The sequence below is a fragment of the Streptomyces sp. NPDC059008 genome (genome assembly GCF_042749045.1).
In the GTDB taxonomy this organism is placed as follows: Bacteria; Actinomycetota; Actinomycetes; order Streptomycetales; family Streptomycetaceae; genus Streptomyces.
Genome location: NZ_JBHYJC010000010.1, coordinates 41,738 through 66,460, shown reverse-complemented (window position 1 = coordinate 66,460; position 24,723 = coordinate 41,738). Strand labels below are relative to the sequence as shown.

The following is a 24,723-nucleotide window of genomic DNA, read 5'->3' as shown; positions in this document are numbered from 1 at the left end:
TCTCCGGGTCCTAGTGAGAGGTGTTTCGCCATTCCACCCGGTCATCCGGATGGAGGCATACCGCACAACGATAACGGGTATAGCGGTGCGGCCAAAAACCGAGCAGGTCAGACAGGCCGCGAAGGGCCCGCCCGACCTGTTCGGAAGACTGGGAACTGAGGACCGAGTGGGGTCAGTTCTTCTGGATCTGGTCGAAGGAGAGCTCGACCGGGGTCTCCCGGCCGAAGATCTCCACCAGGCCCTTGACCTTCTTCGAGTCGGCGTTGATCTCGTTGATCGTGGCCTGCAGCGTCGCGAACGGACCGTCGGTGACGGTGACGGAGTCGCCCACCTCGAAGTCCAGGACCTGGACCTCGACCTTGCGGGACGGCGCCGGCTTGCCCTCGGCCGCGGCGGCCTCCTTGGCGGCCTTCTCCTCGGCCTCCGGGGCGAGCATCTTGACGATCTCGTCCAGCGTCAGCGGGTAGGGGTCGTAGGCGTTGCCGACGAAGCCGGTGACACCGGGGGTGTTGCGGACGACGCCCCAGGACTCGTTCGTCAGGTCCATGCGCACCAGCACATAGCCGGGGAGCTTGTTCTGGCGGACGGTGCGACGGTCGCCGTTCTTGATCTGGACGACCTCTTCCTGCGGCACCTCGGCCTGGAAGATGTAGTCCTCGACGTTCAGCGAGACGGCGCGCTGCTCGAGGTTGGTCTTCACACGGTTCTCGTAGCCCGCGTAGGTGTGGATGACGTACCACTCGCCGGGCAGGCCGCGCAGTTCGTCGCGGAGGGCGGCCACCGGGTCGACCGGCTCCTGCTCCTCGGCGGTCTCGTCCTCGGCGGTCTCGGCGGCGGCCTCGTCCTCGACGTGCACCGCGGCTTCTTCGGCGGGCTCGCCGGCTTCGGCATCCTCGGCGTCGAGCTCGTCGGCGACGTCGGCGCCCTCGACGATCTCACGCTCGGTGTCGTCGCCCTCGACCTCGGCCGAGGCAGCCGCGTCAACGTCGGCCGCTGCCGTCTCGGCGGATTCGGCGGCGTCGTTCAGGTTCGGGTCAGACACGGTGGCTGCTTCTTCCTGGCTTCAAGGGGTTGAACATGCGAAACGGGCGCCCGCGCAGGCGCCCTCCGCGGGATCAGCCGAAGACGTACCCGACGACTCGGTTGATTCCCAAGTCAATCACGGTTACGAGACCGATGATGATGACAACGAAGACGATCACCACACTGGTGTACGTCGACAGCTGGCTACGCGTGGGCCAGACGACCTTACGGAGCTCCGCGACGATCTGGCGGTAAAAGAGCGCGAGACGCGCGAAGGGGCCCTTCTTGCCGCGCTTGCCGCCACGACGGGGCTTCTTCTGGGACTCCGAGGCATCGTCCTCGGAACGGCCACGCTCAGGCATGTCGATGGAGCCCAGGGCGTCCGTCACTCGTCCTCACCTGAATCCGGGTCGTGGCCGTGCCGCGCCCGGTGGAGCCGCACGGCGGTGCATACGTACGCGTGCACGCACTGCGGTGAGAGTGCGTGTAGCAGGGCCGGAGGGACTTGAACCCCCAACCGCTGGTTTTGGAGACCAGTGCTCTACCAATTGAGCTACGACCCTTTGTGGTTCCCCCAACCTACCGCATGCGGCCGACTGCACTAGGTGCATGCGCCGCGGCGACCCGTTGGGAGCCAACGATCAGCGAGTGTACGTGCTTCCGGGCCGGGCGTCGAACACGATTGTCCCGGTGGTGCCCCGCAAACCCGTGTGTCCGGCTCGTCAGGGGTCTGCAACGATGCATGTATGAGCGCTGCAACCCCTTCCGCATCGTCCCCCACCGACCGCCGGGTATCGGCCCGCGTCGGTTCGATCTCCGAGTCCGCGACCCTGGCCGTCGACGCCAAGGCCAAGGCCCTCAAGGCCGCTGGACGCCCGGTGATCGGCTTCGGCGCCGGTGAGCCCGACTTCCCCACGCCCGACTACATCGTCGAGGCGGCGATCGAGGCCTGCCGCAACCCGAAGTACCACCGCTACACCCCGGCCGGCGGCCTCCCCGAGCTGAAGACCGCGATCGCCGCGAAGACGCTGCGCGACTCCGGCTACGAGATCGAGGCCGCGAACGTCCTGGTGACGAACGGCGGCAAGCAGGCCATCTACGAGGCGTTCGCGGCCATCCTCGACCCGGGTGACGAGGTCATCGTCCCGGCGCCGTACTGGACGACCTACCCCGAGTCGATCCGCCTCGCGGGCGGCGTGCCGGTCGACGTGGTCGCCGACGAGACCACCGGCTACCGGGTGAGCGTGGAGCAGTTGGAGGCGGCTCGCACCGAGCGCACCAAGGTGCTGCTGTTCGTCTCGCCGTCGAACCCGACCGGCGCGGTGTACACCCGCGAGCAGGTCGAGGCGGTCGGCCGCTGGGCCGCCGAGCACGGTCTGTGGGTGCTGACCGACGAGATCTACGAGCACCTGGTCTACGGCGACGCCGAGTTCTCGTCGCTGCCGGTGGTCGTGCCCGAGCTGCGCGACAAGTGCATCGTCGTCAACGGCGTGGCGAAGACGTACGCGATGACCGGCTGGCGGGTGGGCTGGGCGATCGGCCCCAAGGACGTCATCAAGGCCGCCGCGAACCTCCAGTCGCACGCCACCTCCAACGTCTCCAACGTCGCGCAGGCCGCGGCCATCGCGGCGGTCTCCGGCGACCTCGCGGCCGTCGAGGAGATGAAGGTCGCCTTCGACCGGCGCCGCAAGACCATCGTGCGGATGCTCAACGAGATCGACGGCGTGCTGTGCCCGGAGCCGGAGGGCGCCTTCTACGCGTACCCGTCGGTCAAGGAGCTCCTGGGCAAGGAGATCCGCGGCAAGCGCCCGCAGACCAGCGTCGAGCTGGCCGAGCTGATCCTGGAGGAGGCGGAGGTCGCCGTCGTTCCGGGCGAGGCCTTCGGCACCCCCGGCTACCTGCGGCTCTCGTACGCGCTGGGCGACGAGGACCTGGTCGAGGGCGTGTCCCGGATCCAGAAGCTGCTGGCGGAGGCCAAGTAGCCGCACGGGCTTGTGCGCAGGCGCCCTGAGCGGGCGGTCGGAAGGCGTTCCGGCCGCCCGCTCGCGCGTTCTCCCGGACACCCCTTCGGGAAAGGCCCTACCGGCGTACCGCCCGGATGCGGCAAGATCGGCTGATGGAGCCCTTGTCAGGGGGACGTCCCCCGAACCCCACGAGCACTCGTGACCGCGGCCGGGCCGCCGTACGAGACCTGCGCCGGCTGCCGAAGGCCCATCTGCATCTGCACTTCACCGGTTCGATGCGGCCGGCGACCCTGCTGGACCTCGCCGACAAATACGGCGTCCATCTGCCGGAGGCCCTGCGGGGCGGTGAGCCGCCCAGGCTGCGGGCCACCGACGAGCGCGGCTGGTTCCGCTTCCAGCGGCTGTACGACATCGCGCGCTCGTGTCTGCGCGCGCCCGAGGACATCCAGCGGCTGGTGCGCGAGGCCGCCGAGGAGGACGTCCGCGACGGGTCGCGCTGGCTGGAGATCCAGGTCGACCCGACCTCGTACGCTCCGCGGCTGGGCGGGCTGATCCCGGCGCTGGAGATCATCCTGGACGCGGTGCACAGCGCCTCCCGGGACACCGGGCTCGGCATGCGCGTCCTGGTCGCGGCGAACCGCATGAAGCACCCGCTGGACGCCCGTACGCTGGCGCGTCTGGCGGTGCGCTACGCCGATCGGGGAGTGGTCGGCTTCGGGCTCTCCAACGACGAACGCCGGGGTTTCGCCCGGGACTTCGACCGCGCCTTCGCCATCGCCCGGGAGGGCGGTCTGCTGGCGGCGCCGCACGGCGGCGAGCTGTCCGGGCCGGCCAGCGTCCGGGACTGTCTGGACGATCTGCACGCCGGCCGGGTGGGGCACGGCGTCCGGGCCGCGGAGGACCCCGCGCTGCTGCGCCGGCTGGCCTCGCGCGGGGTGACCTGCGAGGTGTGCCCGGCGTCGAATGTGGCGCTGGGGGTCTACGAGAAGCCGGAGGACGTGCCGCTGCGGACGCTCTTCGACGCCGGGGTGCCGATGGCGCTCGGCGCGGACGACCCGCTGCTGTTCGGCGCGCGGCTGGCCGCGCAGTACGAGATCGCCCGCACCGCGCACGGCTTCACCGACCTCGAACTCGCCGAACTGGCCCGGCAGTCGGTACGCGGCTCACGCGCCCCGCAGGACGACCAGCAGCGGCTGCTGACGGAGATCGACGCCTGGCTGGCCGAGTAGGGGCCCGGCTGGCCCCGTGCGGGGCCTTCCGGGGCCGCTCGGGCCCTTGGCCCCTGCCGGGGGCCTTGAAGCCCTGCTAGAGGCTGACGCCGACCGTCACCGGTTCGTTGACGAGCGTGACGCCGAAGGCGGCGTGGACGCCGTCGCGGACCTCGCGGGCCAGCGCGAGCAGGTCCTCGGTGGTGGCGGCGCCGCGGTTCGTGAGCGCCAGGGTGTGCTTGGTGGAGATACGGGCCGGGCCGCTGCCGTAGCCCTTGGTGAAGCCGGCGCGGTCGATGAGCCAGGCCGCCGAGGTCTTCACCAGGCCGTCGCCGGCGGGGAAGGCCGGCGGGGCGACATCGGGGCCGAGGCGGTCCTGGACGCGCTGCAGGAAGGCGGCGTGCTCGGCCTCGGTGAGGATCGGGTTGGTGAAGAAGGAACCGGCCGACCAGGTGTCGTGGTCCGCCGCGTCCAGCACCATGCCCTTGCCCGCGCGCAGGGCCAGGACGGTCTCCCGGGCGATGGCGGCCGGGACCCGGTCGCCGGCCTCCACGCCGAGGGCGCGGGCGGTCTCGGGGTACTTCAGGGGCGCGGAGAGGCCTCCGGCGTCCTCCAGGGCGAAGCGCACCCGCAGCACCACGAACCGTTCGGGGTCGGCCTTGAAACGGCTGTGGCGGTAGGAGAAGCCGCACTCCTCGCCCGGGATCGTGACGGTCTCGCCGGCGCGGCGGTCGTAGGCGACGACCTCGGTGATCGTCGTGGCGACCTCCTGGCCGTACGCGCCCACGTTCTGGATCGGCGTGGCGCCCGCCGAGCCGGGGATGCCGGCCAGGCACTCGACGCCGGCCAGCCCGGCCTCGACCGTACGGGCGACGGCGTCGGACCAGTTCTCGCCCGCGGCGAGCTCCAGGGCCGTGCCGTCCAGCGAGAAGCCGCTGGTGGCGATGCGCAGGGCGGTGCCCTCGAAGCCCTTGTCGCCGATGACGAGGTTGCTGCCGCCGCCGATGATCAGCAGCGGGGTGCCGGCGTCGTCGGCGGCGCGGACGGCGGCGACCACCTCCTCGTCGGTGGTGGCCGTGACGAGGCGGGTCGCCGGGCCGCCCAGCCGGAAGGTGGTCAGCCGGGCGAGGGGGGCGTTGTGTTCTACGTGGCGTTCCTGCACGCGCCCAAGGGTACGGGGGCGGTCCGACAGTGCCGTCCGGCCGCCCCCTCCGTCCGCCGCCCGCTCAGGCGAGGCGGACCACCGCACGGGCCATGCCCAGTACCTTCTTGCCGGCGCTTATCGCGGTGAGGTCGACCCGGACCGTACGGGCGTCGTCGTCGAGCTTGGCCGCCACCTTGGCGCTGACCTCGATCAGCGCGCCGTCGTCGTCGTTGGGGACGACGACGGGCTTGGTGAAGCGCACGCTGTACTCGGCGACCGCCCCGGGGTCGCCGGTCCAGTCGGTGACCACCCGGATCGCCTCGGCCATGGTGAACATGCCGTGGGCGATGACGTCCGGCAGCCCGACCTCCTTGGCGAACTTCTCGTTCCAGTGGATCGGGTTGAAGTCGCCGGAGGCGCCCGCGTAGCGCACGAGTGTGGCACGACTCACGGGAAAGGCCTGCGCCGGGAGTTCGGTGCCGACCTCGACGTCGTCGTAAGAGATCTTCGCGGTCATCTCAGGCCTCCTCGGCGCGACGGGACACCAGCTTGGTGAGGGCGGTCACGACGTGTTCGCCCGCCTGGTCGTGCACCTCGCCGCGGATGTCGATGATGTCGTTGCCCGCCATGGTCTTGACGGCCTCGATGGTGGAGGTGACGGCCAGTCGGTCACCGCTGCGCACCGGCCGGGTGTAGGCGAACTTCTGGTCGCCGTGCACCACCCGGCTGTAGTCCAGACCCAGTTGCGGATCCTCGATGACCTGTCCCGCCGCCTTGAAAGTGATCGCGAACACAAAAGTCGGCGGCGCGATCACATCGGGGTGACCGAGGGCCTTGGCCGCTTCGGTGTCGGTGTAGGCCGGGTTGGGGTCACCGATCGCCTCGGCGAATTCGCGGATCTTTTCCCGGCCGACCTCATAGGGGTCGGTGGGCGGGTACGTGCGTCCGACAAAAGACTGGTCGAGCGCCATGGGCTCGCAACCTCCGTGTACTGATGGTGATAACGCCGTGAGGCCGCCCCCAGAATGGGGACGGCCTCACGGACGAGCCTGGTGTTATCGCGTCTCGCGGTGCGCGGTGTGCGAGTTGCAGCGCGGGCAGTGCTTCTTCATCTCAAGACGGTCCGGGTCGTTACGCCGGTTCTTCTTGGTGATGTAGTTCCGCTCCTTGCACTCCACGCAGGCCAGCGTGATCTTCGGGCGGACGTCGGTGGCAGCCACGTGAGTGCTCCTTGACGGACGGATGGACGGATGAACGCAGAAAAGAGTAGCCGATCGAAGGACCGACCCCACAATCGGCTACTGTCAGTAGCGGTGACCGGACTTGAACCGGTGACACAGCGATTATGAGCCGCTTGCTCTACCGACTGAGCTACACCGCTGCGATGCGGGAGTCCCTCGCCCGAAGGCGAGGTGCCTCTCACATCAGAGCCCCAATACGGAATCGAACCGTAGACCTTCTCCTTACCATGGAGACGCTCTGCCGACTGAGCTATTGGGGCGAGCGATGAAGACATTACACGGCCCGCCGCCAAACGTGAAATCCGTATCCGGGCCGCGCCCCAACGGCCTCGCGCACCACACCGGTACGACTATTTCGCGCCTGCGCGAAGCTCCCCGGGAGGCGCCCTAGTCTCGAAGGCACGCTGCGTGATCTTGCACGCCCGGGCCTTCGAGGAGCGCGATGTCCGACAGCAGTCCGCCGCAGCCCCAGCCGGGAAGACCGGGCGGCCCCGGTCGGTACACCAGGTCGGACGGCGGTTCGCTGGTCCTGTGCGGCGCCCGGCTCGCCGACGGCCGCACCGTGGACGTACGGCTCGGCGACGGACGCATCGAGGCCGTGGGGACGGCCGGCAGCCTCGCCCCCCAGGGCGCCCGCGTCGACCTCTCCGGCTACCTGCTGCTGCCCGCCCCCGCCGAGCCGCACGCGCACTGCGACACCGCCCTGACCGCGGACTCCGACGGCCCCGCCTCCGGCTCCCCCGAGGACGTCCAGCGGCGGACGACCGAGGCCGCGCTGCTGCAGCTGGGGCACGGCGCCACCGCCTCCCGCAGCCACGTCAGGATCGGCGACGTACAGGGCCTGCGCTCCCTCCAGGCGGTGCTGCAGGCCCGCAGGTCGCTGCGCGGGATGGCCGATCTGGCGGCGGTCGCGGTGCCGCGGGTGCTGACCGGGGTGGCCGGCGCGGACGGTCTGTCGATGCTGCGGGACGCGGTGAAGATGGGCGCCTCGGTCATCGGCGGCTGCCCGGACCTGGACCCCGATCCGGCCGGCTACGTCGAGGCGGTCCTGGAACTGGCCGACGAGCACGGCTGCCCGGTGGACCTGCACACCGACGGCGACGATCCGGCGCGGCTGGCCCGCTTCGCGGCGATGTCCGGGGGCCTTCGGCCGGGTGTCGCCCTCGGGCCGTGCGCCGGGATGACGCGGATGCCGCGCAGCGTGGCGGCCCGGGTCGCCGAGCAGCTGGCGGCCGCGGACGTCGCCGTGGTCTGTCTGCCGCAGGGCGACTGCGCGGGCCTGGAGCGGTACGGCTCGCGGGTGTCGCGGCCGGCTCCCGTGCGGCTGCTGCGGGCGGCCGGGGTGCGGGTGGCGGCCGGCAGCGGGGCGCTGCGGGACGTGGCGAACCCGGTGGGGCGTGGCGACCCGTTGGAGGCCGCGTACCTCCTGGCGTCCCTGGGCGAGGCCACGCCGGAGGCGGCGTACGAGTCGGTGAGCGCGGCGGCGCGGGCGACGCTGGGCCTGCCGGAGGTGCGCGTCGAGGCGGGCTTCCCCGCGGAGCTGCTGGCGGTGCGCGGCGAGCGGATCGCCGGGGTGCTCTCCCTGGCGTACAGCCGGATCGTGATCCACCGGGGGCGGGTGGTCGCCCGTACCAGCGCGGTGCGCGAGTACTGCGACGCGACGGGAGAGGTGGCGCTGGAGCTGCCCCGGCAGTCGCAGCGCTGAGCACCGCGTACCCGGGGGCGGCGAGAAGGCGCCCCTCGTCCGGCCGGTCCCGCGCCCGCCGGCGACCCTTCGGCGTACGGTCGGGATCATGCGCATTGTCATCGCAGGTGGACATGGTCAGATCGCGCTGCGGCTGGAGCGGTTGCTCGCCAAGCGCGGGGACGAGGTCGCGGGCATCATCCGCCGGCCGGAGCAGGCCGGCGACGTCCTGGCCGCCGGGGCCGAGCCGGTGGTCTGCGACCTGGAGTCGGCGTCCGTGGAGGACCTCGCCCGGCACCTGGAGGGCGCCGACGCGGCCGTCTTCGCGGCGGGCGCCGGACCGGGCAGCGGCATCGCCCGCAAGGACACGGTGGACCGCGGCGCGGCGGCGCTCTTCGCGGACGCGGCCGAGGCGGCGGGCGTACGCCGCTTTCTGGTGATCTCCGCCATGGGCGCGGACCGTGAGCCCCCCGAGGGCACCGACCCGGTCTTCGCGGCCTATCTGAAGGCCAAGGGCGCCGCGGACGCGGACGTACGGGCGCGCGCCGGACTGGACTGGACGATCCTGCGGCCGGGCCTGCTGACGGACGAGCCGGGAACGTCGCTGGTGGCGCTGGCCGACGCCACCGGGCGCGGGGCGGTGCCCCGCGACGACGTGGCGGCCGCTCTCGTGGAGCTGCTCGACGAGCCGGGCACCGTCGGCCTAACGCTGGAGCTGATCGGCGGCGAGGTACCCGTGGCGGAGGCGGTGCGGGCGGTGGCGCGGCGCTGAGACCCGCGGCTGCGCGGCCTCGGCGGCGACCGCGGGGTCGGCGCACGGAAAAGGCCCCTGAGTCGTATCGCTACAACTCAGGGGCCTTTTCACACCTGTGGCGGCGCCAGGATTCGAACCTGGGAAGGCGAAGCCGGCAGATTTACAGTCTGCTCCCTTTGGCCGCTCGGGCACACCGCCAGGGTTTGCTGCCGGGAGATCCGCTTTGGGGCGGTGCTCCGTGGCAACGACGTAAACCATACCCGATGGCTGGGGGTGGTTCGCCACTCGATTCCGGAGCGCTGGATCTTGGCCGGGTGGCTAGGCTTGGCAGGCGGTCCGGGCACGGTCCGCAGCCCTGACGGATCTAGGTACGAGGAGCCAACTCAACATGGCCGACTCCAGTTTCGACATCGTCTCGAAGGTAGAGCGGCAGGAGGTCGACAACGCCCTCAACCAGGCGGCCAAGGAGATCTCGCAGCGCTACGACTTCAAGGGCGTGGGCGCGTCGATCGCATGGTCGGGCGAGAAGATCGAGATGCGGGCCAACGCCGAGGAGCGGGTCAAGGCCGTGCTCGACATCTTCGAGACCAAGCTGGTCAAGCGCGGGATCTCGCTGAAGGCGCTGGACGCCGGCGAGCCGCAGGCCTCGGGCAAGGAGTACAAGATCTTCGCCTCCATCGAGGAGGGGATCTCGCAGGAGAACGCGAAGAAGGTCGCCAAGATCATCCGCGATGAGGGCCCCAAGGGCGTCAAGGCGCAGGTGCAGGGCGACGAGCTGCGCGTCAGCTCCAAGAGCCGGGACGACCTGCAGGCGGTGCAGCAGCTGCTGAAGGGCAAGGACCTGGACTTCGCCATCCAGTTCGTGAACTACCGGTAGCGGCCCGGCCTCCGGGTGCCATGGATGGGGCGGTGCGCTGCGGCGTGCCGCCCCACCGGCTTTGGTGAGGGTCCGTAGGAGCCCCTGCCGGCGGGCGCCCTGCCGGAGCGCTTGACCTCAACCGCGCTTGAGATTGCAGTCTCATGGCATGACTTCTCTTGACGCACAGCGCAGCGCCGCCCCGGTGACCGGTCCCGGGGACGGCTTCGTCACGGATGTGTTCCCGCAGGTCCGGCGGCCGGACGCGGGGACGGTACTGATCAGCGAGTGGGACGCCGGTAGCCCCGAGGGGCAGCGGGCCGTCCTGGACGGCGTCGCCCGGGCCTGGGAGCGGACGCCGCTGCCGGCGGGGTTCCTGTCGCGGGTGCTGTTCGCCGGGACGGACGGGCGCAGCGTGCTCAACTACGCGCAGTGGACGAGCGACGCGGGGCACCGGGAGTTCGTACGGAGCGAGGACACCGGGCTGAGCGAGCGGATCGCGGCGGCGCTGAAGGCGGCGGGGGAGGTGACCGTCTCCGAGCCCGCCCGCTACCGGCTGTACCGCAGCATGCTGCCCGACGGGGACCCGGGGACGCCGGGCTGCGTCGTGCGCGTCGCCTTCCGCACGACGGGGCACGACGCCGCGCGGGGGCTCGTCGACGGCCTGCTGGACCTGCTCGGCGGGGTGCAGCGGGGCGAGGGCGGGATCGCCTCGCACTTCCACATCAGCGAGGACGGCACACGGGTCGTCAACTACAGCGAGTGGACGGACCCGGAGTCGCACGCCCGGCAGATCGGCACCAGCCTGCAGGCCGGCGGTCCGGTGATGAGCTTCATCGCGAGCCTGCCGGGGGTCGAACCGCTGGGGTTCCGGCGGTATGCGACCCCCAGGGGGCTCGTACGGGTGTGACGCGGTCTCGCGTCAGCGGGTGGCGAACGGCTGGTCGGTGGGCACGATCTCCCGGCCCAGCGGCACCAGGGAGAGCGGGATCATCTTGAAGTTGGCGATGCCGAAGGGGATTCCGATGATCGTCACGCACAGGGCGATACCGGTGACGATGTGCCCCAGGGCCAGCCACCAGCCCGCGAAGACGAACCAGATGACGTTGCCGATCGCCGAACCGGCGCCGGCGTCGTGCCGGACGACCGTCGTACGGCCGAAGGGCCACAGGGCGTAGCCGGCTATCCGGAAGGACGCGATGCCGAAGGGGATCGTGATGATCAGGATGCAGCAGATGATGCCCGCGACGACATAGCCGAGCGCCAGCCAGAAGCCGCTGAGGATCAGCCAGAGGACGTTGAGGAGGGTTTTCATGATCGGCAGCCTTCCACGGGCACGGCACAGAACGTAACTGCTCTGCTAGACGCACCGAGCCTGGTGAAACGTTGCACTCATGATGCGACGGGTCGGCGGGGACGGCCACCGTTCCCGCCGGCGCCCGGGGCCTCACGGGCCGTGATGGCCCGCCATCTGTTCGAGGCGGGTGATCCGTTCGCGCATCGGGGGGTGGGTGGAGAAGAGCCGGGACATCCCGCCGCCGGCGCGGAAGGGGTTGGCGATCATCATGTGGCTGGCGGTCTCCAGCCGGGGCTCGGGCGGGAGCGGGAGCCGCTGGGTGCCGGCCTCCAGCTTGCGCAGGGCCGAGGCCAGGGCGAGCGGGTCGCCGGTGAGCTGGGCGCCCGAGGCGTCCGCCTCGTACTCGCGGGAGCGGCTGACGGCCAGCTGGATCAGCGAGGCCGCGATCGGCCCGAGGATCGCGACCAGCAGCATGCCCACGAGACCGGGGCCCTCGTCGTCGTCGGAGCGGCCTATGGGAATCAGCCAGGCGAAGTTGACCAGGAACATCACGACCGAGGCCAGTGCGCCCGCGACGGAGGAGATCAGGATGTCGCGGTTGTAGACATGGCTGAGCTCATGGCCGATGACGCCGCGCAGCTCACGCTCGGTCAGCAGTTGCAGGATGCCGTCGGTGCAGCAGACCGCGGCGTTGCGGGGGTTGCGGCCGGTGGCGAAGGCGTTGGGCGCCTGGGTCGGCGAGATGTACAGCCGCGGCATGGGCTGACGGGCGGCCGTCGAGAGCTCGCGGACCATCCTGTAGAGCTGGGGGGCCTCGAACTCGCTGACCGGGCGGGCCCGCATGGCCCGCAGGGCCAGCTTGTCGCTGTTCCAGTACGCGTAGGCGTTGGTGCCCAGGGCGACGAGGACGGCGATGATCAGGCCCGTACGGCCGAAGAGGCTGCCGATGACGATGATGAGTGCGGACAGTCCCCCGAGGAGGACGGCGGTCCTGAGCCCGTTGTGCCGGCGGTGCACGGTACGCCCTCCAAACGGTGCGGCAGGGGAACCCTGTGCCTTGTTGCTCCACTCTCCAGTGGACCCTTACGCACTGGTCAACGCGAGATGAACGGGCCTGGTTCCCCGGCGCGCGGACGGCGGGGCCGGGCGGGGCGCGGAGGTGCGCGACGTGGTGCCGTACCGCCGTACGGGTGGGCAGGAGGCCGTAGGGGCCCGGGTGGGTCCCCTACGGCGCGCGGCGGTCCGTCAGAGCAGCGCCCCGGACGCGAAGCGCAGGACGAGCTGCGGGGCGCCGGAGAGGGCCACGCCGAGGACGGCGGCCAGGGCGATGGCGGTGGCGAGGGGGCCCGGGATCCTGGCCCGGGACGGCTCCGCGGCGCGGGGGGCCGCCGCCGCGCCGGCCTCCTCGGCGGCCTCGGCCTCCTCGGCGCCCCGGAAGAGCACCGCGGTCCACTGCAGGTAGTAGTAGAGCGCGATCACGACATTGACGGCCATGACGACGGCGAGCCAGGCCAGCCCCGCGTCGACGGCCACGGCGAAGACCGTGACCTTGGCGAACAGGCCGATGATGCCCGGCGGAAGACCGGCGAGGCAGAGCAGGAAGAAGCCGAGCGCGAGCGCCGCCAGAGGGCGCCGGGCGTACAGGCCCCGGTAGTCGGCGATGCGGTTGGCCGGGCTCGTACGGGCCACCAGGGCGGCGACGGCGAAGGCGCCGAGGTTCACGGCCGCGTACATCAGGGCGTAGGCCACCGTGGAGCCGATGGCGTGCGCCGGATCGTGGGCGTATCCGGCGGCCGCGAGGGGGACCAGGAGGTAGCCGGCCTGGCCGACCGAGGACCAGGCGAGCAGGCGTACGGCGCTGTGCGCGCGGCGCGGGTCCTGGCGCAGGGCCGCGACGTTGCCGACGGTCATGGTGAGCGCGGCGAGGACGGCCAGCGCCGGGCCCCAGATGTCCGCGTACGCGGGGAAGCCCTGGACCGTGACGAGGATCAGGCCGGAGAAGCCGACCGCCTTGCCGACCACGGAGAGGTAGCCGGCGATGGGCAGCGGTGCGCCGACGTAGGTGTCCGGCACCCAGAAGTGGAACGGGGCGGCCGCGGTCTTGAAGGCGAAGCCGACCAGGGTGAGCGCGACGCCGGCGCTCGCCAGGGTGGCCAGGCGCGGGTCGGGCAGGTCGGCCAGGCCGCTCGCCACCCGGGAGAGGTACAGGCTGCCGGTGGCGGCGTACAGGAAGCTCACGCCGAGCAGCATCACGGCGGTCGCGGCCACCGAGGACAGGAAGAACTTCAGCGCCGCCTCGGAGGAGAGCCGGTCGCCGCGGCGCAGCCCCACGAGGGCGAAGGCGGGCAGCGAGGCCACTTCGAGGGCGATGACGAGGGTGGCGAGGTCCCTGGAGGCGGGCAGCAGGGCCGCGCCGGCCGCCGAGGACAGCAGCAGGAACCAGTACTCGCCGGTGGGCAGGTCGTGGTCCTTGATGGTGTCGATGGACAGCAGGGCGGTCAGCAGCGCCCCGCCGAGCACCAGGAACTGGATGACCAGGGTGAACGGGTCGGCCACGTAACTGCACACATCGGGGTGCCCGGGGAGGCAGAAGGTGCGGCGGTCGCCGTTCAGCAGGGGCAGCAGCGTCAGCGTGGCGAGCGCGAGGCCGGCCGTGGCGACCCAGCCCAGCAGCGGCTTGCGGGCCGCCGGGAGGAAGAGGTCGGCGACGAGCACCACCAGGGCGACGACCGCGGCGACGGTGGGCGGCGCGACGGCGAGCCAGTCGACGGACTGGACCAGTGAGGTGACCGAGCTCATCACTTACCGCCTCCGAGGAGCTGCTGGACGGCCGGGTCGGTGAGGCCGAGGAGGGCCGCGGGCCACAGTCCGGCGAGGACGGTGAGGACGGCGAGGGGGGTCCAGGCCGCGTACTCGTGGCGCGCGATGTCGGGGACGACGGGGGCCGCGGCCGGGGCGGGGTCCGCGGCGGTGGCGTCGTCCGGGTCGCTCCCGTCACCGAGCGGGGCGGTCGGTGCGAGGTGCGGGGTGCCGCCCATGCAGACGCGTCGGACGACGAGCAGCAGGTACGCCGCGGTCAGCAGGGTGCCCAGACCGGCCAGCACCATGAACGTCAGGAAGGCGGGGCGGCTGAGGCCGGCGGCCGGCCGGAAGGCGCCGAACATCGCCAGCATCTCGCCCCAGAAGCCGGCCAGGCCGGGCAGGCCCAGCGAGGCGACGGCCGCGAAGGCGAGCAGGCCGCCGAAGCGGGGCGCCCTGCCGTAGAGGGCGGCGCCGGTCGTGCCGGCGAGGGCGTCGAGGTCGGTGCTGCCGTAGCGGTCCTTGAGGGCTCCGACCAGGAAGAAGAGCAGGCCGGTGATCAGGCCGTGGGCGATGTTGGCGAACAGCGCGCCGTTGACGCCGGTGGGGGTCATGCTGGCGATGCCGAGCAGGACGAAGCCCATGTGGCCGACGGAGCTGTAGGCGATCAGGCGCTTGAGGTCGCCCTTGGCGCCCTTGCGCACGAGGGCGAGGCAGGCCAGCGAGCCGTAGACGATGCCGACGGCGGCCAGCGCGGCGAGGTACGGGGCGAAGGTGTGCATGCCCTCGGGCGTGATGGGCAGCGCGATCCGCACGAACCCGTACGTGCCCATCTTCAGCAGGACGCCGGCCAGCAGCACCGAGCCGACGGTGGGGGCCGCGGTGTGCGCGTCGGGCAGCCAGCTGTGCAGGGGCCACAGCGGGGACTTGACGGCCAGTCCGATGCCGATCGCGAGCACCGCGAGCACCTGGACGGTGTGGCTGAGCTTGGCGTTCGGGCCGTTGTCAGTGGCGAGTGCGACCATGTCGAACGTGCCGGACTTCACGCCGATGAGGAGGAGGCCCAGCAGCATCACGACGGAGCCGAGCAGCGTGTAGAGGATGAACTTCCAGGCCGCCGCCTGCTTGTCCGCACCGCCCCAGCGGGCGATGAGGAAGTACATCGGGATGAGGACCATCTCGAAGGCGAGGAAGAACAGCATCAGGTCGAGGACGGCGAAGGTCGCGAGGGTGCCGGCCTCCAAAGTGAGCAGCAGGGCCACGAATGCCTTGGGAGACGGGCCCGCCGGCATGTGGAAGTAGCTGTAGAGCGCGCACAGGAAGGTCAGCAGCGCGGTCATGACGACAAGGGGGAGCGAGATGCCGTCGACGCCGAGGTGGATACGGATGTCGAGCGCCGGGATCCAGCTGATGTCGGTGGTGGCCTGCATACGGGCCGGGTGAGCGTGGTCGAAGCCGACGGCCAGCGCGAGGGTGGCGGCCAGCACGAGGCCGGTGACGGTCACGCCGTGGCGCAGCACGGCCTGGTCGGGGTTCTTGCCCTTCAGTCCGGGCGGTGCCGGGAGCAGCGCGGCGAGCGCGCCGACGAGAGGCAGGACGATGGCCCCCGCGAGGAGAAGCTGCAGAGCGGTGTGGTTCACGGGTCAGGCCCTCCTCAGGGGTTCGGCTCCGGCGAGGCAGGCCACGAGGGCTGTCGGCTGGGGGTGCGGGGATCGGCCCCCGGGGAATGGCAGCACGGTCAGGCTCCCGTGCCGGTGGCGACGAGGACGGCGGCGACGGCCAGCACGAGCGAGCCCGCGAGCAGCGCGCCGAGGTAGGTCTGCACGTTCCCGGTCTGGGCGCGGCGGACGGCGGCGCCCAGCAGGCGGGGCGCGGTGCCGGCGCCGCGGACGTAGGTGTCGACGACCTCGCGGTCCAGGAAGCGGACCAGCGTGGCGGCGGCGCGTACGGGCCGGACGAAGAGGGCGGAGTAGACGGCGTCGAGGTGGAAGCCGACGGCCGCGTGGCGGTGCAGCGGGCCCAGGAGGAGTCGGCCGGGGTCGGCGGGATCGGCGGCGCCGGCGATGTTCCCGTAGACCGGGGCGTGGGTGGCGATCGCCGTCTCCTCGGAGACCGCGGGGCTGGCGTCGGGGTCGACGATGACCGCGCCGATCGGGGTGCGGGCGGCCAGGGCGGTGGTGTGGCGCCAGGTGGCGTAGGTGACCAGGCCGCCGATGAGGGCGAGACCGGTGCCCAGGACGGAGGTGGTCAGGGTCGGGGCGAGCGAGCGCCCGTCGAACCATTCGGGCAGCAGGGGGGCGGTGAGACCGAGCGCGAGGGTGGGCAGGAAGAGCACCCACAGGACGGCGTTCATGACGACCGGCTGCGGGCCGTGGTCGGGGGCTTCGACGCCCTTGCCCTTGAAGGCCAGCAGCCACAGGCGGGCGGCGTAGGCCGCGGTGAGGAGGGCGGTGAGCAGTCCGGAGACCAGTACGGTCCAGCCGGCGGCGCCGGGGACGGCGGCGGCCTCTCCGGTGGCGGCGTGCTCGGCGGCGCCCAGGACGGCTTCCTTGGAGAAGAAGCCGGCGAACGGCGGGACGGCGGCGAGCGCGAGCAGCGCGACGGTGACGGTCCAGTACGCGTCGGGAATGCGCCGGGACAGGCCGCTCATCCGGGACATGGCGGCCAGCGAGTTGGTGCCCGCGGCGTGGATGATCACGCCCGCGCCGAGGAAGAGGAGGGCCTTGAACGCACCGTGCGTCAGGAGGTGGAAGACGGCTGCGCCGCGGTCGCCGACGGCCAGCGCGCCGAGCATGTAGCCGAGCTGACCGACCGTCGAATAGGCCAGGACGCGCTTGATGTCGTCCTGGGCCAGCGCGGCCAGTCCGGAGCCGACCATGGTGATCGCGGCCATGACGGCGAGCACGACCAGCGCGGCCGCGGAGGCCGCGAAGACCGGGAGGAGACGGGCCACGACATAGACACCGGCCGCCACCATCGTCGCGGCGTGGATCAGCGCCGAGACCGGCGTCGGGCCGGCCATCGCGTCCGGCAGCCAGGTGTGCAGCGGGAACTGCGCCGACTTGCCCGCGACACCGCCGAGCAGAAGCAGCGCGATCAGCGTCGGGTGGTCCAGCCCGCCGTTCGCGACGGAGCCCAGGATGCCGGTGATGTTGAAGGTGCCGGCGTCGGCGGCCAGCGCGAAGATGCCGAACAGGAAGGGCACGTCGCCGAGCTTGGTGACGAGGAAGGCCTTGAGCGAGGCGGCGCGGGCGGCCTCGGTCTCCCAGTAGTGGCCGACCAGGAAGTAGGAGCAGATGCCCATGACCTCCCAGCCGACCAGCAGCATCATCAGGTCGCCGGTGTAGACGACCAGCAGCATCGCGGAGGTGAACAGCGAGACCAGCGCGGCGTAGGAGGGGTAGCGCGGATCGTCGCGCAGATAGCCGGTGGAGTAGAGCTGCACACAGGTCGCCACGACACCGACCAGGACGGCGATCAGCGCGGCGAAGCCGTCGATGTGCAGGGCCAGGTCGATGGGGATCGAGCCGGTCGGGGTGAGCTGGGTGGCGACGTCGGTGGCCGGTCCGCCGCCCTGCCCGACGGCGACGACCACGGTGAGCGCGGCCGCGGCGAGCGTCGGCAGCACGGCCAGCGGCCGTACGAAACCGGGCGTGCGGCGCCCCAGGAGGAGGCCGGCGACGCCCCCGAGGAAGGGCAGGAGGGGAACGAGAACGGCGGTGGTCGTGAGCGTCACGCGGTGGCCTCCGCCTTGGTGTCCGGCTGCGGCGTCCCGTCCGCGGCGTCCGCCCCGGCCGGCTGCTCGGCGAGGTCGCGGAGCCGGTCGATGTCGGAGCTGCCGCGGTTGCGGTAGACGAGCAGCACGATCGCCAGACCGATGCCGATCTCGGCGGCGGCGATGGCGATGGTGAAGAGGGTGAGCGCCTGGCCGGCGTGCAGGGTGTCGCGCAGCCAGACGTCGAAGGCGACGAGATTGAGGTTGACGGCGTTGAGCATCAGCTCGACGGACATCAGCACCAGGATCGCGTTGCGGCGGGCGAGCACGCCGTACAGACCGGTGCAGAAGAGGAGGACGGCGAGGACGGCCGGATAGGCGAGATGCATCAGCGCTGCTCCTCTCGCGGGGCGGGGGCACCAGAGGCGCTGTTCCCCAGCGCCGCCGCCGGGGCCTTGCCCTCGCCGCCCTTGCGGGACAGCACGATCGCCCCGACGAGCGCGGCGAGCAGCAGCACCGACAGCGCCTCGAAGGGCAGCACCCAGTACTGGAAGAGGCTGCGCCCGGAGACTTCGGTGGAGCCCTGGGCGGCGCCGTCGAGGTTGATCCAGGTGGCGCGGAAGGCGTCGACGACGACCCAGACCAGGGCGCCGGCCGAGGCGAGGGCCACCACGAGCGCGGCCCAGCGGTTGCCGGAATCGGCGTCCGGTGAGCGGCCGATGGGGGCCTTGGTGAGCATCAGCCCGAAGAGCAGGAGGACGACGACGGAACCGACGTAGATCAGTACCTGCACCCAGGCGATGAACTCGGCCGTGAGGAGGAGGTATTCGACGGCGATCCCGCCGAGGGCGACGACCAGCCAGAGGGCGGCGTGCACCAGCTGCCGGGTGGTGACGGTGACCAGGGCCGCGCCGAGGGTGGCGATCCCGACCAGGAGGAAGGCGATCTCGACACCGGTGGGCGAAAGGAAGCCGTGGCCTGCGGCGGTGGCGGCGAGCGTCACGCTTCCTCCCCTGAGGTCTTGGGTGGTTCCTGGTCCTGGGCCGCGGCGGCCTGCGCCTCGGCTTCCGCCGCCTGCTGGGCGACGAGCTTGTCCGCGGCCTTGCGGGCGGCGGCGATCTCCTTGGGCTCCTCGGCCGCCGGGTCGAGCGCCGGCGGCTCGGGCACCGTCCACATCCACTCGCGGAGCTTGTCGCGCTCGTGGGTCAGTTCGCGGATGTCGGTCTCGGCGTACTCGAACTCCGGCGACCAGAAGAGCGCGTCGAAGGGGCACACCTCGATGCAGATACCGCAGTACATGCACAGCGCGAAGTCGATCGCGAAGCGGTCCAGCACATTGCGGCTGCGCTCACGGCCTCCGGGCGCGGCCGGCGGCACCGTCTCCTTGTGGGAGTCGATGTAGATGCACCAGTCCGGGCACTCCCGCGCGCACAGCATGCAGACCGTGCAGTTCTCCTCGAACAGGCCGATGACGCCGCGGGTACGGGGCGCCAGGTCGGGCTGGACGTCCGGGTACTGCGCGGTGACCGACCGCTTCGTCATCGTCCGCAGGGTGACGGCCAGGCCCTTGGCGAGGCCGCTGCCGGGGAACTTACGGGGCCGCCCGGAGGGCGTCGAAGAGGGGTGGTGGTCGGGAGACGGGAGGGACATCAGGAGATCACCACCTTCACTACGCCGGTGAGGGCGATCTGGGCGAGAGCGAGCGGGATCAGGACCGTCCAGGCGAGCTTTTGCAGCTGGTCCTCGCGCAGCCGCGGGTAGGTCACCCGCAGCCAGATTACGCCGAAGGCGAGGATCGCGGTCTTCAGCAGCGTCCACAGCCAGCCCAGGCCGTCGGCGCCGAACGGGCCGTGCCAGCCGCCGAGGAAGAGCACCGAGGTCAGCGCGCAGAGCACGACGATGCCCGCGTACTCGGCGAGCAGGAAGAGGGCGAAGCGCAGTCCGGTGTACTCGGTGTACGCGCCGAAGATGATCTCCGAGTCGGCGACCGGCATGTCGAACGGCGGGCGCTGCAGCTCGGCGAGCCCCGCGGTGAAGAAGACCGCCCCGCCGACGATCTGCCACGGCAGCCACCACCAGTGGAAGGCCTCGACGATGCCGGGCAGCGAGAGCGTGCCGGCGGCCATCGCCACCGACGCCGCGGCGAGCAGCATCGGCAGCTCGTAGGCGAGCAGCTGCGCGGCCGTCCGCAGACCGCCCAGCAGCGAGAACTTGTTCGCCGAGGCCCAGCCCGCCATCAGTGAGCCGAGCACGCCCACGCCCATGACGGCGAGGACGAAGAAGATCCCCGCGTCCAGGGCCTGTCCGACGGCGTTGTGCGGCCCTATCGGGATGGCGACGAGCACCAGGAGGTAGGGCAGCAGGGCGACGGCGGGCGCGAGCTGGAAGATCCGCCGGTCGGCACCGGCCGGAACGATGTCCTCCTTCTGCGCGAACTTCACACCGTCGGCGACGAGCTGCGCCCAGCCGTGGAAGCCGCCCGCGTACATCGGACCGAGGCGGCCCTGCATATGGGCCATGACCTTGTGCTCGGTCTGCCCGATGACCAGGGGAAACACCAGGAACACGGCGAAGACGGCGAGCAGGCGCAGCGCGATGTCGAGGGCGTCGCTCATGCCGACACCTCGCTTCGCTCGGCCCCGCATTCGCGAGGCGCGCACCTCTCCACGATTCGCTCGCTGCGCTCGCTCATGCCGACACCTCGCTTCGCTCGGCCCCGCATTCGCGAGGCGCGCACCTCTCCACGATTCGCTCGCTCATGGGGTGTCGCCTCCTGCCGGGTCTTGGGGGGTGGCTTGGTCGGGGCGGGGCTCGGGCTGCTGGACCGGCTCGGCCCGCTGCTCGGCCTCCCCCGTCGGCTCGGGCGCCGATTCGGGCGCCGATTCGGGCGCCGGTTCGGGCTTCTCCACGGGCTCGGGCTGCTGCTGCGGCTCCACCGGGCTCTGCGGGGCCGTCTCCTCGGGCGCCGCCTTCTGCTCCGGCTGCTCCGGCGCCGCCTTGCGCTCCGGCTCGTCGAAGGCCGGGCGCGCGTGGTGCCACGGCGCGTCGGAGGAGCGCGGCGCGGCGGGCTCCTCGGGAGCCTTCGCCGCCGGGGCCTGCTCGGGTCCGGCCGCCTCCGCCGCCGCACGCTGCTGGCTCGCCGAACCCTCGCCGGCCGAGCGCGTACGGCGGGCCGGGCGCTCCGGCCGCCCGGTAGGCGCCGGGGCCGCCGGTGTCTCCGCGGCCTCCGGGGTCTTCGGGGTCGCTGCCCCCTCCCCCGCGGCCTGCTGGCTCGCCGAACCCGCGCTCGCGGTCCGGGCACGTCGCACCGGGCGCTCACCGGCGGCGGCACCGGCCGCGCGGGCCCCGCCCGCCGCCCGCGTACCCCGCGCCGGCCGCGCGGGCGCAGGCGGCAGCTGGCCCTTCAGCGGGCCCCACTCGTTCGGGTCCGGGACGCCCGGCGGCAGCATCTGGCGGCGCTTGGGCCCGCCGTGCTCGGACTCGCCCGGCTCCTTGGCGCCCGGCCACGCCTTGGCGACCCGCGCCGCCAGCACGAAGTCCTTGCGCAGCGGGTGCCCCTCGAAGGACTCGGGCAGCAGCAGCGGTACGAGGTGGGGGTGACCGGTGAAGTCGACGCCGAACATCTCGTGGGTCTCGCGCTCGTGCCAGCCCGCGCCCGCGTACACGCCGACGGCGGTGGGCAGCGCGGCCGCCCCGTGCGGGACCGTCGTGCGCACGATCAGCCGCCGGACGGTGCCCGGGTGGGCGACGTCCGCGAGGTGCGCGCAGATCCGGAAGCCGGTACCGGGCTCGTCGACGGCGCTCAGCCAGTCGAAGTAGCTGCAGCCCAGGTCGTCACGGGCCGCCGTCAGCGCGGCGAGCCAGCCGTCCGACGGGACGTCGACGGTCAGCAGGTCGTACGCCAGCTCCGCCGTGGCTCCCGCGCCGAAGATCTCGCTCGCGGGCCGCGGCAGCCAGCCGACCACGGGCTCGGGCTCGGTGGCGGGCTGCTCGGCGGCCTCCGGCTGCTCGGCCGGCTGCTCAGCTGGCTGCTCGGGCTGGTCCGGCTGCTCGCTCATCGAGGCTCCTCCCCCGGTGCCGTCGGTTTCTCCGCCGGCTTCGGGGCGGGCGGCGCCACCAGCCCGCTGCGCAGCGCGGCCGCCGAGGGCCGGGCGGCGCCCTTGGTGTACCGCTCCCCCAGCGACTCGCGGGCGATCTTCTCCTGGAGCTTGAGGATGCCCTGCAGCAGCGCCTCCGGCCGCGGCGGGCAGCCCGGTACGTACACATCGACCGGGATGATCTGGTCGACGCCCTTGGTGACCGAGTACGAGTCCCAGTAGGGACCGCCGCAGTTGGAGCAGGCCCCGAAGGAGATGACGTACTTGGGCTCGGGCATCTGCTCGTAGAGCCGCTTGACCGCGGGCGCCATCTTGTCGGTGACGGTGCCGGAGACGACCATCAGGTCGGCCTGGCGCGGGCCGGGCGCGAAGGGGATCACACCGAGCCGGATGAAGTCGTGGCGCGCCATGGAGGCGGCGATGAACTCGATGGCGCAGCAGGCCAGGCCGAAGTTGAAGACCCACAGGCTGTAGCGGCGGCCCCAGTTGAGGACCACCTTCATCGGTTCGGGCGCGAGCCGGGCCAGGGTGCCCAGGCGTCGCGGCTCCGGCAGGAACTCGGGGGCGGCGCCCTCGGACGCGGCTGCCGAGCTGTTGGAGACGGGGGTCACGTCCATTCCAGGACGCCCTTCTTCCATGCGTAGAGCAGGCCGACGGCGAGGAAGCCGAGGAAGATGAACATCTCCACGAGCGTCACGCCGCCGAAGCCGGGAGCGGCGAAGACCGTCGCCCAGGGGAACAGGAAGATCGAGTCAACGGCGAAGACGACGTAGAGGAAGGCGTAGACGTAGTAGCGGACCTGGGTGTGCGCCCAGCCCTCGCCGACCGGGTCCACGCCGCACTCGTACGTCAGCAGCTTCTCCGGCGTCGGGACGGCAGGGCGCAGCAGCCGCCCGGCCCCGAAGGCCACGGCGACGAACAGCACACCGACCACGGCGATGAGCCCCACGACCGAATAGCCCTGGAAATAGTCCGCGGCGATGGTGGTGCGTACGGTCGCGTCCGGCACGTCCGCCCCTCGCTCCCTGACTGCGCTTGTTCAACGACTTCGACGATCTGTACGGACGGGAGTCTAGGCCCTGTCAGGCCCACCCGAGCAGCCGCGTCGTCGCCGACGGTGAGCTTGTCCGTACTTCGTCCGTACTTCGCCCTACCTGGGCGGGAGGCAGCGTAGACATCCTGCGCGGTTGTCTCATCAGGTGTCTCACGAAGCGGGATGCCGTGGCCCTCCCACCGGGGGGCGGGAGGGGGCGGGATCAGCGGACCGGGCCGCCGTCGAAGGGGCTCCGGCTGTCGGGGCCGGCGGCGGGCGCGGGGGGTTCCGGAGCCCGGGGAGCCGGCGTCGGGGGTGCTGCCGGCGGCCGGGGCGCCGGGGCATGGGCCGCGGGCCCGGTCTGCGGCGGGGCCTGGGGCGCGGGCTGCGGCGGGTAGTGCTGCTGGGGCGCCGGCTGGGGTTGCTGGGGCTGGAGCGGCGCCGGTGCCCGGGGCGCCGGTTGCGGCTGGGCCTGAGGCGGCATGTGCGGCTGTGCCGGCAGCGGCGCCTGCGGCGGTGTCTGTGCCGGTGCGTACGTCGGCGCCTGGCCGGGCGCGGCCGCCGGCGGCTGCCCCGGTGCGTACACCGGCGCCTGGCCCTCCATGTACGTGGTCGCCCGGACCGGCGCGTCGGCCGTCGTCCGGCCCTCCGCGGGCGGTGCGGGCTGCTGCCGGCGCCGGCCCGGATCCCGCGAGGCCGCGCGGTTCATCGCCTCGGCCGCGATCTGCGCCGCCGCCTCCCGTGTCCGTTCGCCGAGCAGCTCCGTACGGATCGCGCCACCGGCCGCCAGATGGCGGTCGTAGGGCAGCGGCAGCACCGCCGCGCCGCCGGCGCCCAGATGCTCGGCGGCCTTGCGGACGTCGACGCCGCTGTCGGGCGAGGAGTGGGTGAGGACGACCACCGTGGTGGGCAGCAGTCCGGGGTGCAGGCCGCCGATCCAGTCCAGTACGGAGCGGGTGGCCGCCACGCCCTCCGGGGTCGCCGGGGTGACCAGCACCCGCGCGTGTGTGGTCACCAGCGCGGTGCGCGCCACCTCGGCGGGCAGCGTCTCGCAGTCCACGACGGTGGCCGCGAAGTGGCGGCGCAGGGACGTCATCACGACGCGGTAGGTGTCGATGTCCAGACGGGTGCCGATCGCGCCCTGGCTGCCGGGCAGCAGCCAGCCGCCGCCGGCGAACGGCAGGAGATAGCCGGTCAGGTCCGTGATCAGCATCGACGGATCGACGATCTGCGCCAGATCGCTGCCCGACCAGCGCACCTCACGGGCGCCCAGGCGGTGCGGCAGCGTGCCGAGCGCCGGGTCCGCCTCGACCGCGAGCACGGGGTCGGAGCGGTAGTGCGCGAAGGTGAGCGCCAGGAGGGCGGCGACGGTGGACTTGCCCGCACCGCCCCGGATGCTGGACACGGCGATCTGCCGGCCCGTGGTGACGGGCTGCTGGATGGCGTACGCGGCCTGGGTGACGGCGGCCGTCTCGGCGGCCGGCGACGAGGCGAAGACACGGCGCAGCGCGCGGCCCGCGCGCCGGGCCAGCGGGTCGCCGCGGCGCGGCCTGGGTTGCCCGTCGGCCAGCTCCGGCGGCAGAAGGGGCACGGAGACCGGCGTCCGCGCCGGCAGCCCGGACCGGCCGTAGCGGCCGGGGGCGGGGGCCTGGGCGGACGGGGCTGACGGGGTGGAAGGGGCAGAAGGGGCGGGCGGTGCCGGCGTCCGGGGAGACGGCGCCGCGGCCTGGATCGGCGCCGGGGCGGGGCCGGCGGGCGAGGGCATCGGCCCGGCGGCGGGTATCGGCCCGGCCGTCTGCACCGGCTCGGTGGCCGGCACCGGCTCGGCCGCCGGAAGGGCACCCGGCCCGTAGCTCGCGCTCACCGCATCCATGCCTTCCGCCGCTCCGGCTCCCACTCGGGCCCCCT

25 protein-coding genes and 4 tRNA genes are annotated in these 24,723 nt (G+C 72.4%); 6 read left to right on the top strand and 23 right to left on the bottom strand.

The features are described 5' to 3' along the window. Window positions 1-172: 172 nt before the first annotated feature. The 3 genes from nusG to ACFWZH_RS15140 form a co-directional block, all read right to left on the bottom strand. Window positions 173-1,042: a transcription termination/antitermination protein NusG gene (gene nusG / locus ACFWZH_RS15150; protein WP_384429863.1), complete on the bottom strand. Its 870-nt coding sequence runs from the start codon at window positions 1,040-1,042 to the stop codon at window positions 173-175. Window positions 1,043-1,115: 73 nt separating this feature from the next. Then, on the bottom strand, window positions 1,116-1,412 hold the full coding sequence (secE, locus tag ACFWZH_RS15145; protein WP_384429860.1) for a preprotein translocase subunit SecE: 297 nt from the start codon (window positions 1,410-1,412) through the stop codon (window positions 1,116-1,118). A gap of 101 nt (window positions 1,413-1,513) precedes the next feature. Continuing rightward, a tRNA-Trp gene (locus ACFWZH_RS15140) sits at window positions 1,514-1,586 on the bottom strand. 183 nt (window positions 1,587-1,769) lie between these two features. On the opposite strand from ACFWZH_RS15140, the gene ACFWZH_RS15135 reads away from it, so the two are divergent. Then, on the top strand, window positions 1,770-3,005 hold the full coding sequence (locus tag ACFWZH_RS15135; RefSeq protein ID WP_384429857.1) for a pyridoxal phosphate-dependent aminotransferase: 1,236 nt from the start codon (window positions 1,770-1,772) through the stop codon (window positions 3,003-3,005). Window positions 3,006-3,139: 134 nt separating this feature from the next. Next, complete coding sequence (locus tag ACFWZH_RS15130; RefSeq protein WP_384429854.1) at window positions 3,140-4,216, top strand: adenosine deaminase; 1,077 nt, start codon at window positions 3,140-3,142, stop codon at window positions 4,214-4,216. A gap of 76 nt (window positions 4,217-4,292) precedes the next feature. On the opposite strand, the gene ACFWZH_RS15125 is transcribed toward ACFWZH_RS15130, so the two are convergent. From ACFWZH_RS15125 to ACFWZH_RS15100, 6 genes are all read right to left on the bottom strand, one after another. Then, entirely contained in the window at window positions 4,293-5,357 is a 1,065-nt protein-coding gene (locus ACFWZH_RS15125; RefSeq protein ID WP_384429851.1) for a UDP-N-acetylmuramate dehydrogenase, read from the bottom strand. Between the two features lie 64 nt (window positions 5,358-5,421). Beyond that, window positions 5,422-5,856: a MaoC family dehydratase gene (locus ACFWZH_RS15120; protein WP_384429848.1), complete on the bottom strand. Its 435-nt coding sequence runs from the start codon at window positions 5,854-5,856 to the stop codon at window positions 5,422-5,424. A 1-nt stretch (window position 5,857) separates the two neighbouring features. After that, complete coding sequence (locus ACFWZH_RS15115; protein WP_384429844.1) at window positions 5,858-6,310, bottom strand: MaoC family dehydratase N-terminal domain-containing protein; 453 nt, start codon at window positions 6,308-6,310, stop codon at window positions 5,858-5,860. Between the two features lie 84 nt (window positions 6,311-6,394). Continuing rightward, window positions 6,395-6,559, bottom strand: a complete 165-nt coding sequence (rpmG, locus tag ACFWZH_RS15110) for a 50S ribosomal protein L33 (RefSeq protein WP_006604855.1) — start codon at window positions 6,557-6,559, stop codon at window positions 6,395-6,397. 88 nt (window positions 6,560-6,647) lie between these two features. Then, window positions 6,648-6,720: transfer RNA gene (locus ACFWZH_RS15105), tRNA-Met, on the bottom strand. Window positions 6,721-6,767: 47 nt separating this feature from the next. Further along, window positions 6,768-6,840: transfer RNA gene (locus tag ACFWZH_RS15100), tRNA-Thr, on the bottom strand. Between the two features lie 182 nt (window positions 6,841-7,022). Between ACFWZH_RS15100 and ACFWZH_RS15095 the strand changes: the two genes are divergently transcribed. Together ACFWZH_RS15095 and ACFWZH_RS15090 are read left to right on the top strand one after the other, a co-directional pair. Beyond that, entirely contained in the window at window positions 7,023-8,285 is a 1,263-nt protein-coding gene (locus tag ACFWZH_RS15095) for an amidohydrolase family protein (protein WP_384429841.1), read from the top strand. Between the two features lie 88 nt (window positions 8,286-8,373). Next, a complete protein-coding gene (locus ACFWZH_RS15090) occupies window positions 8,374-9,036 on the top strand; it encodes an NAD(P)H-binding protein (protein WP_384429840.1) in 663 nt (220 codons plus the stop codon). 98 nt (window positions 9,037-9,134) lie between these two features. On the opposite strand, the gene ACFWZH_RS15085 is transcribed toward ACFWZH_RS15090, so the two are convergent. After that, window positions 9,135-9,216: transfer RNA gene (locus ACFWZH_RS15085), tRNA-Tyr, on the bottom strand. A 190-nt stretch (window positions 9,217-9,406) separates the two neighbouring features. Between ACFWZH_RS15085 and ACFWZH_RS15080 the strand changes: the two genes are divergently transcribed. Next, the gene (locus ACFWZH_RS15080; protein ID WP_384429836.1) at window positions 9,407-9,895 is read left to right on the top strand and encodes a YajQ family cyclic di-GMP-binding protein; all 489 of its coding nucleotides are present in this window, start codon (window positions 9,407-9,409) and stop codon (window positions 9,893-9,895) included. Window positions 9,896-10,043: 148 nt separating this feature from the next. Beyond that, entirely contained in the window at window positions 10,044-10,784 is a 741-nt protein-coding gene (locus ACFWZH_RS15075; RefSeq protein ID WP_384429833.1) for an antibiotic biosynthesis monooxygenase, read from the top strand. 12 nt (window positions 10,785-10,796) lie between these two features. On the opposite strand, the gene ACFWZH_RS15070 is transcribed toward ACFWZH_RS15075, so the two are convergent. The 13 genes from ACFWZH_RS15070 to ACFWZH_RS15010 all read right to left on the bottom strand — a co-directional run bounded on the left by ACFWZH_RS15070 (window position 10,797) and on the right by ACFWZH_RS15010 (window position 24,688). Further along, on the bottom strand, window positions 10,797-11,189 hold the full coding sequence (locus ACFWZH_RS15070; RefSeq protein WP_384429830.1) for a YccF domain-containing protein: 393 nt from the start codon (window positions 11,187-11,189) through the stop codon (window positions 10,797-10,799). Window positions 11,190-11,321: 132 nt separating this feature from the next. Beyond that, window positions 11,322-12,188 carry a zinc metalloprotease HtpX gene (gene htpX / locus ACFWZH_RS15065; RefSeq protein WP_384429828.1) on the bottom strand — a complete coding sequence of 289 codons (867 nt, stop codon included), beginning with the start codon at window positions 12,186-12,188 and terminating at the stop codon, window positions 11,322-11,324. Window positions 12,189-12,416: 228 nt separating this feature from the next. Further along, a complete protein-coding gene (locus ACFWZH_RS15060; RefSeq protein ID WP_384429825.1) occupies window positions 12,417-13,970 on the bottom strand; it encodes an NADH-quinone oxidoreductase subunit N in 1,554 nt (517 codons plus the stop codon). Next, complete coding sequence (locus tag ACFWZH_RS15055; protein WP_384429822.1) at window positions 13,970-15,610, bottom strand: NuoM family protein; 1,641 nt, start codon at window positions 15,608-15,610, stop codon at window positions 13,970-13,972. The genes ACFWZH_RS15060 and ACFWZH_RS15055 overlap by 1 nt, the downstream gene beginning before the upstream one ends. 98 nt (window positions 15,611-15,708) lie before the next feature. Continuing rightward, on the bottom strand, window positions 15,709-17,706 hold the full coding sequence (locus ACFWZH_RS15050) for an NADH-quinone oxidoreductase subunit L (RefSeq protein ID WP_384429819.1): 1,998 nt from the start codon (window positions 17,704-17,706) through the stop codon (window positions 15,709-15,711). Next, complete coding sequence (gene nuoK / locus ACFWZH_RS15045; protein ID WP_384429816.1) at window positions 17,703-18,074, bottom strand: NADH-quinone oxidoreductase subunit NuoK; 372 nt, start codon at window positions 18,072-18,074, stop codon at window positions 17,703-17,705. Before nuoK ends, ACFWZH_RS15050 begins: the two co-directional genes overlap by 4 nt. Then, window positions 18,074-18,688, bottom strand: coding sequence for an NADH-quinone oxidoreductase subunit J (locus tag ACFWZH_RS15040; protein WP_384429813.1), 615 nt, complete (start codon window positions 18,686-18,688; stop codon window positions 18,074-18,076). Before ACFWZH_RS15040 ends, nuoK begins: the two co-directional genes overlap by 1 nt. Next, complete coding sequence (locus tag ACFWZH_RS15035; RefSeq protein WP_384429810.1) at window positions 18,685-19,335, bottom strand: NuoI/complex I 23 kDa subunit family protein; 651 nt, start codon at window positions 19,333-19,335, stop codon at window positions 18,685-18,687. Before ACFWZH_RS15035 ends, ACFWZH_RS15040 begins: the two co-directional genes overlap by 4 nt. Then, window positions 19,335-20,300 (bottom strand): NADH-quinone oxidoreductase subunit H, encoded by a 966-nt coding sequence (locus ACFWZH_RS15030; protein ID WP_384429808.1) that lies wholly within the window; start codon window positions 20,298-20,300, stop codon window positions 19,335-19,337. The genes ACFWZH_RS15035 and ACFWZH_RS15030 overlap by 1 nt, the downstream gene beginning before the upstream one ends. Before the next feature lie 141 nt (window positions 20,301-20,441). Continuing rightward, a complete protein-coding gene (locus tag ACFWZH_RS15025) occupies window positions 20,442-21,743 on the bottom strand; it encodes an NADH-quinone oxidoreductase subunit C (protein WP_384429805.1) in 1,302 nt (433 codons plus the stop codon). Further along, entirely contained in the window at window positions 21,740-22,399 is a 660-nt protein-coding gene (locus ACFWZH_RS15020; protein ID WP_384429802.1) for an NADH-quinone oxidoreductase subunit B, read from the bottom strand. Before ACFWZH_RS15020 ends, ACFWZH_RS15025 begins: the two co-directional genes overlap by 4 nt. Beyond that, a complete protein-coding gene (locus ACFWZH_RS15015; protein WP_384429799.1) occupies window positions 22,390-22,791 on the bottom strand; it encodes an NADH-quinone oxidoreductase subunit A in 402 nt (133 codons plus the stop codon). The genes ACFWZH_RS15020 and ACFWZH_RS15015 overlap by 10 nt, the downstream gene beginning before the upstream one ends. 247 nt (window positions 22,792-23,038) lie before the next feature. Beyond that, window positions 23,039-24,688, bottom strand: coding sequence for a hypothetical protein (locus ACFWZH_RS15010; protein ID WP_384429796.1), 1,650 nt, complete (start codon window positions 24,686-24,688; stop codon window positions 23,039-23,041). Window positions 24,689-24,723: the final 35 nt, after the last annotated feature.